The organism is Shewanella marinintestina (genome assembly GCF_023283845.1).
Classification (GTDB): domain Bacteria; phylum Pseudomonadota; class Gammaproteobacteria; order Enterobacterales; family Shewanellaceae; genus Shewanella; species Shewanella marinintestina.
The window spans coordinates 328798-340862 of the sequence record NZ_JAKILC010000001.1 but is presented as its reverse complement, the minus strand read 5'-3'; the positions used below and the strand labels follow the sequence as shown (position 1 = coordinate 340862).

General features: G+C 41.3%; 10 protein-coding genes and 3 tRNA genes. 9 read left to right on the top strand and 4 right to left on the bottom strand.

What is annotated here, in order from left to right; all coding sequences use genetic code 11:
- Positions 1-27 precede the first annotated feature (27 nt).
- Positions 28-1590, bottom strand: coding sequence for a lytic transglycosylase (locus L2747_RS01555; RefSeq protein ID WP_248997357.1), 1563 nt, complete (start codon positions 1588-1590; stop codon positions 28-30).
- 90 nt (positions 1591-1680) lie between these two features.
- Positions 1681-2457 (bottom strand): hydroxyacylglutathione hydrolase, encoded by a 777-nt coding sequence (gloB, locus tag L2747_RS01550; RefSeq protein WP_248997356.1) that lies wholly within the window; start codon positions 2455-2457, stop codon positions 1681-1683.
- A gap of 136 nt (positions 2458-2593) precedes the next feature.
- Here gloB and L2747_RS01545 point away from each other — a divergent pair, with 136 nt between their 5' ends.
- Both L2747_RS01545 and L2747_RS01540 read left to right on the top strand, forming a co-directional pair.
- The gene (locus tag L2747_RS01545; RefSeq protein WP_248997355.1) at positions 2594-3328 is read left to right on the top strand and encodes a class I SAM-dependent methyltransferase; all 735 of its coding nucleotides are present in this window, start codon (positions 2594-2596) and stop codon (positions 3326-3328) included.
- Positions 3329-3409: 81 nt separating this feature from the next.
- Complete coding sequence (locus tag L2747_RS01540; protein WP_248997354.1) at positions 3410-4306, top strand: LysR substrate-binding domain-containing protein; 897 nt, start codon at positions 3410-3412, stop codon at positions 4304-4306.
- Here the strand turns inward: L2747_RS01540 and rnhA are convergent.
- A complete protein-coding gene (rnhA, locus tag L2747_RS01535; protein WP_248997353.1) occupies positions 4303-4782 on the bottom strand; it encodes a ribonuclease HI in 480 nt (159 codons plus the stop codon). The two genes, L2747_RS01540 and rnhA, sit on opposite strands and share 4 nt — an antisense overlap.
- A 73-nt stretch (positions 4783-4855) precedes the next feature.
- On the opposite strand from rnhA, the gene dnaQ reads away from it, so the two are divergent.
- From dnaQ to L2747_RS01505, 6 genes are all read left to right on the top strand, one after another.
- Positions 4856-5584: a DNA polymerase III subunit epsilon gene (dnaQ, locus tag L2747_RS01530; protein ID WP_248997352.1), complete on the top strand. Its 729-nt coding sequence runs from the start codon at positions 4856-4858 to the stop codon at positions 5582-5584.
- Between the two features lie 22 nt (positions 5585-5606).
- Positions 5607-6932 carry a TIGR03503 family protein gene (locus L2747_RS01525; protein WP_248997351.1) on the top strand — a complete coding sequence of 442 codons (1326 nt, stop codon included), beginning with the start codon at positions 5607-5609 and terminating at the stop codon, positions 6930-6932.
- 258 nt (positions 6933-7190) lie between these two features.
- Positions 7191-7267: transfer RNA gene (locus L2747_RS01520), tRNA-Asp, on the top strand.
- A 77-nt stretch (positions 7268-7344) separates the two neighbouring features.
- A tRNA-Asp gene (locus L2747_RS01515) sits at positions 7345-7421 on the top strand.
- Positions 7422-7517: 96 nt separating this feature from the next.
- Positions 7518-7594, top strand: a tRNA-Asp gene (locus tag L2747_RS01510).
- A gap of 509 nt (positions 7595-8103) precedes the next feature.
- Positions 8104-9963: a cation:proton antiporter gene (locus L2747_RS01505; RefSeq protein WP_248997350.1), complete on the top strand. Its 1860-nt coding sequence runs from the start codon at positions 8104-8106 to the stop codon at positions 9961-9963.
- A gap of 72 nt (positions 9964-10035) precedes the next feature.
- Here L2747_RS01505 and L2747_RS01500 read toward each other — a convergent pair whose 3' ends face one another.
- Positions 10036-10446 carry a hypothetical protein gene (locus L2747_RS01500; RefSeq protein ID WP_248997349.1) on the bottom strand — a complete coding sequence of 137 codons (411 nt, stop codon included), beginning with the start codon at positions 10444-10446 and terminating at the stop codon, positions 10036-10038.
- Between the two features lie 298 nt (positions 10447-10744).
- On the opposite strand from L2747_RS01500, the gene L2747_RS01495 reads away from it, so the two are divergent.
- Positions 10745-12031 carry a radical SAM protein gene (locus tag L2747_RS01495; RefSeq protein ID WP_248997348.1) on the top strand — a complete coding sequence of 429 codons (1287 nt, stop codon included), beginning with the start codon at positions 10745-10747 and terminating at the stop codon, positions 12029-12031.
- Positions 12032-12065 lie beyond the last annotated feature (34 nt).

Genomic DNA, 12065 nt, shown 5'->3' with positions numbered 1-12065 from the left:
AATAGCTAACATCACTATCTATAACCCCTAAGCTCTGACCTTAGTCATATCTACATACAACTTTAACATTTGTCCTGGCTGTATATATTTGCTTTTCTCTAGTGAATTCCAGCGAACTAAATCGTTTACGCTAACATTAAACTTGCCTGCGATACGTGCTAAAGAATCACCATTACGCACTTTGTAATTAACGGTGCGCATGACTTCACTTAGACCTTGGCTGCTTGTAGAGCGAGTGCCTGACCAAATCACTAGCTTTTGGCCGATTTGTAGCGGATCTTTAGGCGCCATGCTGTTCCAGCTAGCAAGTTGAGCTGTTTTTACTTTATGTTGCTTGGCTATTTTCCATAGTGAGTCGCCAGACTTCACTTTGTATGTAATTTTACTTGAACCACGAGCCTTGTTTTGTTGGCGGTTTAAACGCTGATCTGCTGACAACAAGTATTCGTCTAGGTTTTTAGCTGACACTGGAATAAGCAAAAACTTACCAGCAACAATGGTGTTGCCTTTAATATCGTTGACGGATTTAAGTGCTGAAATTGTCGTTTTATAACGCTTAGCAATAATACCTAAACTATCACCCGATTTAATCTTATAACGCTCCCAATTTAGGCGTTCATTAGTATGGGTTTTGTTTAATGCGATTTTAAACGCATCAGCCTTTTCTACGGGTAGTACAAGCTTATGTGGGCCTTCGGGTGCGGTAGCCCAGCGATTGTAACCAGGATTTAGTTTATGTAGTTCTGAAGTTGTCATGTTAGCGATATCAGCTGCTAAAGCTAAATCAATCTGGCTTCCAATATCGACAATTTCAATTTGTGGCTCGTTGGTAATTGGTGTGAGTTTAATACCGTACTTATCAGCATTTTTAATTACATCAGCTAATGCAAGTAACTGAGGTACATAGCGCTCAGTCTCTCTGGGTAAGTTAAGGCTAAAGAAATCGGTTGATATACCTTTTTTCTTATTACGCTTAGCAGCGTTGATTACGCGGCCTTCACCTGTATTATAAGCAGCAATAGCATACAACCAGTTTTGACCTGTCTTACCGTGAAGATATTCAAGCATATCTAATGCTGCGGTTGTCGCGGCAGGTACATCACGTCGCCCGTCGTACCACCAGTTCATTTGTAGACCAAAGTGACGAGCCATCGGCGAGGTAAACTGCCATAGACCCGATGCGGCACCGTGTGAGTATGCAAAAGGATCAAATGCACTTTCTACAATGGGTAGTAAAGCGAGTTCGATAGGTAAGTTACGCTTTTCAATCTCTTCAACAATAAGATACATAAATGGCGTAGCACGCTCAGATACTCGTTCTAAATGTTGAGGATGCTTGATATACCAATCACGATATTGGCGTACGAGTTTTTCATCTGGAACGTCCATTTGCATATCAAGACGGATCCGTTGCCAGATATCGGTGATCTCTACTGTTTCTTCAATAACTGGAGCAACAGGTTCAATGGTGACTTTTTCAATCGCTACGGGTGTAGCGGGGATCCCTTCAGAAGTCTTCTGGCTGTCCAAAGTTTGACAACCTGTCAGCAGGGCAATGCCCCCCGCGACGAATAAAAATGGTACGCGCATTTAAAATGTGTGTCCTCTAATTAGGCTCAAAAAAGCCAGATTTAATCTGGCTTAGTGGCACTGGAATAGCGGGCTATTGTAGATTATTTTTTAGAAATTGTCTTTCCATTGACGCAGAAGTGCGAAGCTTTGCAGTGTATTTTCGATAGGTTGTTGGAATTGAACGGCTAAAATTTGTTGGATTTCTGTACTATCGCTGCGTAAAAATGGGTTTATCGCTTTTTCTAAACCAATTGATGACGGTAATGTGGGCTTATTTTGCTCTCGAATAGCTGCCGCATTATTGGAATATTGAATAAGTGCAGCATTGTTAGGTTCAACCGCGTTAGCAAACTTAAGGTTCGCTAACGTGTATTCATGAGCGCAGCATACGCGGGTATTGTCGGGAAGCTGACTAAGCTCTGTTAATGAGTGGAACATTTGCTCGGCAGTTCCTTCAAACAAACGACCACAGCCACCACTAAATAAGGTATCGCCACAAAAAAGCACATCTTCGATTAAGTAAGTAATATGTCCTAAAGTATGCCCTGGTACTTGAGTGACTTTGGCTTTTAGCGTGATACCTTGCAGTTCAATTTCAGCATTACTTGATATTGGATGGTTGACTCCAGAGATGTTTTCAGCTTGAGGGCCGTAAACGTTAATCTTGTCACCATATCGGTTAATAAGCTGCTTAATTCCGCCGGTATGGTCCTCATGGTGGTGGGTGATCAAAATACCTAGAAGCGGTAGCTGTTGCTCAGTTAAATAGTTAATAACCACCTGAGCGTCACCGGGGTCAACAACATACACGCCCGAACTTTGCTCAGTTTGAAACGCCCAGATATAATTGTCGGTAAACGCAGGTAATGGAGTGATGTGCAGCATATCGATACTCTCTATGTTAGAAATTAACTGCGCGACTTATATTATTTGCGCGCTTTAACAAGTTTACTGACCAAATCTATTGCTTGTATATGCCTTTCGTTATTAAAGTAGCATATCAGTGATTTTGGAGATTGATTTGTCACAGTCTGAATTACCGCTAAAACCTTATCATTGGTCAGAGCTTCCTAATGGCCCCGTTATTCGTGAAAGCGTTGAAGAGGCGTTGTCTTTATGGTGGCCAAGAATTTTTGGTTACTACATGCTAAATCTCGGACCGCTTAGCCATAAAATGGCGAAAACCAATGTAGGAATTAGTCGACAATACTCGTTATTTGATGAATCAGAAGCTTGTATCAAAGGTGACTTTAGTCAGTTACCGATTCAAAATGTCAGTGTTGATGCCGTGGTAATGAACTTTATCTTAGAGTTCGAATCCGACCCTTATCGATTGCTTAGAGAAGTGGATCGTGTGCTGGTATCGGGCGGACACCTAATAATTAGTGGCTTTAACCCCTTAAGTCCGATGTTTTTGGGGCAAGTACTGCCAAAATATCAGCGAGAAATCCCGTGGAATGGTCGTTTCTTTACCCCTTCGAGAGTTAAAGATTGGTTAGGCCTGCTTGGATATCAGGTTGTAGCAGACGAGCGTTTGTTACATCACCATCTGCTCAGTGAAGTGAAACCACACAATATCTGGTCTCATGCGCTTAAGTCGTGGTTACCAAGTAGCGGTAGTATTTATGTGCTGGTAGCAAAAAAGCTAGAAAGTCCGTTAACGCCGATCCAAGCCAAACGCAAAGTAAAGCAACCTAATTGGTCGACAGCCCCAAGCGCTGGTCGTACGGGACATGCGTCTAAATCATCAAATTAACGTTAATTGCCATACAATTGCATATCAACGACTGTATTTGATAGATAATATTAATCACTAAATGACTAAGTAAGAGATTTGATGCGCATTACACTAAAACAACTCGCCATTTTTGAAGCCGTGGCTCGCAGTGGACAAGTTGCAAAAGCTGCTGAAATGGTTAATTTGTCATCTCCAGCTGCATCAATGGCATTGTCAGAGCTAGAAAAACAGCTTGATACCCGATTATTTGAACGTATTGGTAATCGACTACGCTTAAATTCTCAAGGGAGCTTACTGTTGCCATTAGCAACAGAGGCACTGCAAAAAATTGAACAAATTGAACATACTTTTTCTCATGCTGGGGCTGAGCTTGGCGGAACACTTAACGTAAGTGCTAGCTCAACAATTGGTAATTATCTGTTAGCAAGAAGTGCCGTTGCATTTTGTCAGCAACACACTAATACGCTTGTCAATGTTGATATTGATAATAGCCAAGCTGTGATTAATTCGGTTCTCGAATTTAGAAGCGAAATGGGCTTTATTGAAGGACAATGTCTTGATAGTCGTATTGCAACTGAAGCCTGGCATAAAGATAAGTTATTGGTGTTTTGTCATCCAGCAAACCCGCTAGCGGGTAAAACCGTGACGCCAACTGAACTTCGAAATATGCCGTGGGTGATGCGAGAAGAAGGTTCTGGTACACGCGATTATTTTGTTAATGCAGCTAATGCACTCGATATGCAACCACAAGAAAAATTTCGCTTCTCAACTCCTGATGCGATAAAACAAGCGGTTAAGCAGGGCGCAGGTCTGGGCGTCTTATCTGAATTGACGCTTGAAAAAGAGCTAATTCGAAAAGAATTAGCTGTTATTCATGTGGAAGGGTTATCGTTAGAACGTAAGTTTTATCGAATACACCATAAAAGCCGTAACTTCACGCCGATAGGCCTAGAGTTTATAAAGTTTAATCAAATGTTTCTTAACACTGATGGTTAACTTTGTTGGCTAATATAACCGCTATCTTCTTGTGATGGTTTAGCTTCAGCAGCTTGACGAGCAAGTTCGTCACAACGCTCGTTTTCTGTATGTCCGGCGTGGCCTTTGACCCAGCGCCAGTCTATCTGGTGTCGCTGTGAAACAGCGTCTAAGCGTTGCCACAAATCGACATTTTTTACCGGTTGATTGGCCGATGTGATCCAGCCTTTACGTTTCCAGCCGTGGATCCATTGCGTGATCCCTTGGCGCATATATTGGCTATCACTAGTCAGGATCACTTGGCACGGGACTTTTAGCACTTCGAGAGCAATAATAGGCGCTAGTAACTCCATGCGGTTGTTAGTGGTTAACGTAAAGCCATCTGCTAGCTCTTTTGTTTGCTTTTTATACTTTAAAACGATGCCATAACCGCCGGGGCCAGGATTTCCGAGGCAAGAACCGTCGGTATAGATAGAGATCTGTTTCAGTCCAGTCATCAAGTTGCTACCATAGCTATAATTGCTGGGCGAGTATACCCAAAAAATTTAACTGAGAAATGTAAAAATTCATATGAATATTGTTTCAAGCGCGAAGCGACAAATTATTCTCGATACCGAAACTACTGGTATGAACCAATCGAGCGGTCCAATTTATTTAGGCCACAGAATTATTGAAATTGGTTGTGTTGAAGTTATTAACCGTCGTCTGACTGGTCGCCATTATCATGAGTATATCAATCCGCAACAACCGATTGATGAAGAAGCGATTGCGGTTCACGGTATCACTAACGAATTTGTTGCAGATAAACCTAAGTTTCATCAAGTTGCGCAGAGTTTTATAGAGTTTATTGATGGCGCAGAAATTGTGGCACATAACGCGAACTTCGACGTTAGCTTTATGGACCATGAATTTTCGATGTTGCAGCCTTTAGGGCCGAAAACAGCTGATATTTGCCAAGTGCTTGATTCGCTGGAAATCGCCAAGTTCTTGCACCCAGGTCAAAAGAATAACCTAGATGCCTTATGTAAGCGTTACGGCATTGATAACTCCGCTCGTGATCTCCACGGTGCATTACTCGATGCTGAGATTTTGGCTGACGTATATCTGTTGATGACAGGTGGTCAGACTAAATTTAATCTTTCAAGTGAAAAGGCAGGCCAAGAGGGCGGCGGGATAAATCGTTTAAGCTCAGAGAGAACAAAACTTAAAGTGATCGCTGCAACGGCCGATGAACTGATAAGACATGAAGAGCGATTAGATTTAGTCGCTAAATCAGGACAATGCCTCTGGCGCGGATAATCCTCATTTTATGAGCCTCTCTATGACTAGAAGAGTTAACTTTTTTGTTGTTTTCTTTATTAGCTATTTTTTATTTAGCAGCGTTGCGATAGCTGACGTACTGTTATCTAAAAATGCTTCAGAATTAAAAAACCGCTTCAGAGTCGATCATATGGTCGACTCGATGACGTTACTTATTCATAGAGAGTATGGTAGTGCGCCGGTTATTATCGTTCGCCCTGACGGTAGCAAATGGTATGTAAACCGCTTCCCAGATGATAGCGTGAGCTGGATGGAAGGGTTGACTGGTGACATGATCACCATAAAAAAGCCTATGCCTGGCCCTTGGCAGTTAATTGGCCAAGTTGTTGATGGCTCAGTTATCGATAAAGTGTCTACTTTATCGATTGATGTTGACCCCCTCCCGCAACCTTTGTTTCAAGGTGAGCGAGTAAAAGTAACCGCTAGGTTACTTGGCGACGAAGAGAAAGTTCGCTTACCAGGCTTAGATTTTATGATGAACTGGACTGCACGTTTTATTAGTGAGAATAATCCCGCTGATGAAAATTATGTTGCAGGTACTTTTATCGTCGGCGCTTACCGAGATAATGGTGAAGAACTCGATGAACGTCCTGATGATGGGGTTTTTACCAGTGACTTAGACCTAGAGCAACCTTGGGGCGATTATACGCTGCAAGTAAGAGCAAAGAATGCAGTGCTTGACCGTGAATACAATCAAGCTTTTAGACTCTCTAAACGTCCTATCGACATTGAGCTGTTAACTCCAGATGATCCAAATAGCGGTATTTGGACGCTAAATATTAGCCTTGATGAACAAGTTATCAAACTTGAACAGACCCACCTTGATTTGGAAATCTTAGGACCAACCGGTAAAAGAGTTCCCGTACAGCTGACTGATTTCAATCAAGCGCAAACAAAGATTGCTTTACCTAAAGTGATAGACTTTGGCAGTTATGACATCAAAATTAATGCTGTAACTACGACTGTTAATAGCCGCGAAATATACCTAAGTTTGCCTGAACTATTTTTTAATTTGGTAAGGCCTCCGGAACCACCACCAAGTAAAGAAGAGTTAGCTGCTAAAGCTGACGCCGTTGCTAGAGTGCAAGAACAGCAGGCAAAAGATAAAGCTATTGTGTTAATTGCTTCGATAAATGGCGCATTGATATTGTTGGGTGTATTAGTGCTACTCATTATGCGTAAACGCAGTAACCTCAAAAAGGCGTTAGCAGCCACAGAAGAGCGCTTAGAAAAAGAAGTTCGCCGAGAGAAAATGTTACTTGAGCTTGATCAAATTGATTTGACAATGCCTGAGGCAAATGACGAAAGCTTTTCTAGTAAATCATAGCGTTAAAAAGGCATCAGGATAAAGTATGAAAAAAGCGTCATTTAATGAATATATAGACGTTTGAAAATGAAAACGTAGCAAACACTGTCGAAAATGCTCCTTAGCTGCTTGAAACCAAAGCTGTTTAAAACCTCATTTTAGAGTGGTAAATGTTTAACTTTAAATCGGATTGTTCGTTTTTCGACTAGTCAGTAAAAATCTTATAAAAAATTATTGACGGACTACCTCTCTCTACGTATTATTCACCGCACTTGATGTGGAGCGGTAGTTCAGTTGGTTAGAATACCGGCCTGTCACGCCGGGGGTCGCGGGTTCGAGTCCCGTCCGCTCCGCCAATCAAGTGCTAAATTTTAGTTATTTGTTAGTGACATAACAAGTAGCTGGAGGTCCAAACAGGATTTCTAAAAGTTTTGGAGCGGTAGTTCAGTTGGTTAGAATACCGGCCTGTCACGCCGGGGGTCGCGGGTTCGAGTCCCGTCCGCTCCGCCAATTTAGTAGAGCTAACTAATTATTAGTTAGTAATAAGTCATGTTAGTGACATAACAATGACTTTAGAAATCGAAACACTGATTTCTTAAAAGTTTAGGAGCGGTAGTTCAGTTGGTTAGAATACCGGCCTGTCACGCCGGGGGTCGCGGGTTCGAGTCCCGTCCGCTCCGCCAACACAAAGGAAAAAGCCTTCACAGGAATGTGAAGGCTTTTTTCGTTACTAGATTAATGTTCTTGAGGAGCTGATAACCAAGTTTAACGGAACAAGTAGAATTATCTGTAATTGACATTGAAAAATTCATTTAGCATCACTCCATTAATATCGTGACACATTAGCTCTGCAAATAGGATTTAAATCAGCAATCGATAATTCGCAGGTATTGTTCACTTTTCACTCCTAATTTCTCTTACCGATTTTTCTCTGCTTAAATGATGACTTATTGCTTAACGGCTCGAGCCCGTCATTGAATGTTTACTAACGCAGTTGCAGCTCTCTAAATTAACCCTTAAGTATAATCCTGGTTAGCTTTAATCTTACTCATCTAGAATATTTAACGATAATTTTGATTTACTTTTCTTGGTGTTATCGTATTTTACTCAGGTTTGACTATAGTTTTTACACTCAACAGCATGTTTTAACAAACATCGTTTCACTTGAAACGTTCAGATAAGGAAATAGGCTATGCTGGAGCAGATCACTGCGATGCTTGCTTTGCTAGGTGTTTTATCACTGTTTTGTCAGTGGATAGGTTGGAAATTACGACTGCCTGCCATCTTACCGCTATTACTTTGTGGCCTATTATTAGGTCCAGGCTTAGGTTTTTTACAGCCAGATGTTATTTTTGGCGATTTACTTTTTCCTATTATTTCTCTGGGTGTTGCCGTTATTTTATTTGAGGGGGCATTAACCCTAAACTTCAAAGAGATCCAAGAGCACGGTGCTATGGTTACTCGGCTAGTGACTTTAGGCACCGTGATTACATGGGCTTGTATTACCGTTGGCACCTTCTACCTCCTCGACTTTGAATGGTCAATGGCATTGTTGTTTGGTGCACTGGTTGTCGTTACAGGGCCTACGGTTATCGTGCCAATGCTCCGAAGCGTGCGGCCCAAGACAGAACTTGCGAGCATATTGCGCTGGGAGGGGATCGTCATTGATCCAATTGGGGCTTTACTCGCTGTTTTAGTGTTTGAATATATTGCAGTCGCTGCCGATCCGACGACACATGTGTTACATGCATTAAGTGCCATGCTCGCGGTAGGGCTTGGCTTTGGTGTGGCTAGTGGGTATTTAGTCGGCCTTGTTTTACGCAATAATCTGTTGCCTCATTACTTACGCAATACGGCTGTGCTGACTTTAATGTTAGCAGTTTTTGTTGGCTCGAACTTGTTACAAGAAGAAGCAGGGCTATTGTCAGTAACAGTGATGGGAATATGGCTCGCAAATATGAAGGGCGTAGATATTGCCGATATTCTAGAGTTTAAAGAAACACTTACGGTTCTGCTTATTTCGGCGTTATTTATTCTATTGGCAGCTCGCTTGAATGCAGATGCATTGCTAAGTCTGGGTTGGGAAGGTTTAGCATTACTTGCAGTGGTGATGTTGATTGCAAGACCGTTAAGTATTTGGTGTTGTGGTGTAGGGACGTCTTTATCTAGCGGTGATAAATGGTTTTTAAGCTGGGTTGCACCACGCGGTATTGTTGCCGCAGCTGTCTCGTCTTTGTTTGCGATTAAACTTGAAGCCATTGGTATTAAAGGCGCCGAAATGATTGTGCCCTTGGTGTTTCTCATTATTATCGGTACCGTTGTTATTCAAAGTCTCACGGCGGGAAGATGGGCGAAAATACTTGGTGTTACGGCTGATTCTTCTCAAGGTTTACTAATGTTCGGTGCCTCGAGTTTTTCACGTGCTTTGGCTAAAACATTGCAATCGAAAGGCGTTACCGTATTACTTGCAGACAATAACTGGGACAACATACGGCAGGCTCGTATGGACAATATTCCGGTATATTTTGGTAATCCAGCGTCAGAGCATGCTGAAAACCATATGAACATGGCGGGGATCGGACGAGTATTAGTCGTGTCTCCATATAGACAGCTAAATCCATTAGTTAGTTTTTATTTTCAAGATGTATTTGGCGAAGAAAAAGTATTTGGTCTCAATAATGGTGAAGCATCGAGTGCAAGGCATCAGCTATCTGAGTCATATTTAAAGCGGTTATGTTTATTTGGGGAAGGGGTTTCTTACTCAAAACTGGCAAGCTTAATGGCGAAAGGGGCTGGTATTAAAAGTACACGCCTCACAGATAGCTTTAATTTCACCATGTTTATGGAGCAATATGGCCAAAGCGCGATCCCACTTATTTATTTGCAAGACGGTAAAGTAAGGTTAATAAGTGCTGCTGCAGAGCTTGAGCTACTCTCGGGAGTTGAGCTGATTAGTCTGATCCCTGCAGACGCTGTAAAACAAGATATCGTTAGTGAGAATGAGCCAAATCATAGAAATGGTAAAGATATTGAATTTATTGAAAAAAATTAGCAGGTAAACAGATAGCGCAGCGTACGTAATAATCTGATGAGTTTTGACTGTCATCGAGTATTACTTGCTGCGTTAGTTTTTTGTGTGAGTAGCTTCGCGTTGGCTAAAAAATATCATTGCGAAAAAAATCATAAATATCAAATCGTTTACCCCATAGATACTGTAAAAAATACCGGCAAATAGATCTTTTTCATAAACACTTGTTAAGTCATTATTTAATAGCCAGCGGCACCAAGACACCACATAAACCAATTTTTCAACAGTAAACGCGGCAGCTAGCCATTTCACATTGGACTCAATAAATGCTGCAGCCAAAAAAACAAGTCCCCATATGCAAATCATCAATAAACCAAAGTTTGACATTACAACTGGGTCGGCTTGATTAATGATTGAGTTACTGAAAAATCGAGAAAAGATTAATACACCGCCGAGGTTCATCAGTGCTGCGGCAATAAAGCCAAGCTTTACAGTATGTTTTTTCATGGTGCTACAATTTCCTTGATAGCAAATATATGCATATCGCTGATAGGTATTAATTTTAAACTATATTGCGATATCAACCACTTTAACTAACAAGTAAACTCAAAACTGAGAGCATTTGCATCTGGTATTGTTTATAAGTTTTGAGATCAATACGTTGTTCTGTGACAGACTTAGTATAAGAGGATAAGTGGATAGCTAAACATCAGCCATACAACACACTTTTAAATATAATCAAAGAGTAAGGTATTAGATACTTACTTACCTGGGCTCAGGTAAATTCATCATCACAAGGTGAGTTATGTCATTTACCGATTTACGTTTAAGTTTAACAACACAAAGCCTTGATTTTGTTATGCAGCGTACGATTACACAATCGCTAAGCTTAGCGGATGCGAAAGCGCTGCCGATCTTAACGTCATCAGTAGGTTTTACCCTAGAGCAGCATATCGAAACCCTCTATATTCACATTCCTTTTTGCCATACTCTTTGCCGTTTCTGCTCGTTTCACAAAATTAAATACAATCAAGAGAAAGCCCTTGAATATTTTCAAGCATTGCGAAAAGAAATACGCCGTGTGATAGAAGGAGGGCTGCGGTTTAACCGGGTATATATTGGCGGTGGTACAACGACAATATTAGAAGATGAATTAGTTAAAACTATCGAGCTAATTAAAAGCTTAACGACAGTTAGAGAGGTCTCTTGCGAAACCGATCCAAGTTACTTTAGGACTGGTAATCCTGAAATACTTAACGGCTTAGTAGATCGTATGTCTATTGGACTACAGAGCTTTGACGATAGAATATTAAAAGCCAGTGGTCGCTTTGAAAAATTTGGATCTGGCGATGAACAAGCAATAGATATTAAGCGCGGAATTGAACTATTTCCTACGGTTAATGTGGACTTAATGTACGGGTTCAAAGGCCAGACTCCAGGTAGTGTGGTGAGCGATATTAAGCGGATGATCCAATTGGAGCCTGATCAAATAACTACATACCCGTTGACTATCGGGATAGGTAAGAGTCGCAAAAAGTCTCAATGTTTAGTGGGCGAAGCTAAAGAGCTATTTCCCCAATTTCTGGCGGTTAAGCAGGTAATGTCAGATCGCTATATAATGGAGTTCCCTTGGACCTATAGCCGTAACTTTGGTCAAGCCGTCGAGAATAAATATGTATTAGATGGCGAAAACTGCTTTGGTGTAGGCTCTGGCGCATTTGGTCGTTTTGGGGAGCAATTTCAGATTTCAAGCTTTAATATCGATAAGTATATTCAATTAATTAATCGCGGTGGCGTTGGGACAAGCCATCATAAATTGCTAAGCGTAAAGTCGATAAATCAACACCATTTAATGATTATGATGGGCAAAGGTCATTTAGATAATGATCTGTTTAAAGCCCATACCGGTATGAGCTTGTGGCAAGCTTTCCCTGTTGAGTTAGCATATTTATTAGCTTCTGGTGCACTCATTAAGCGAAGTGATAGTTATTTTACGACAGAGGCGGGGCAATTTATTGCGTTAAAAATGTTTAGTGGATTCTTAGCGGGCATGGACTATCTGCGTGAGCAAGCTATTGAATTGGCTGCTTAGTGTTTTGATTTAGCACTTAGCCTTTTGAGTCAAT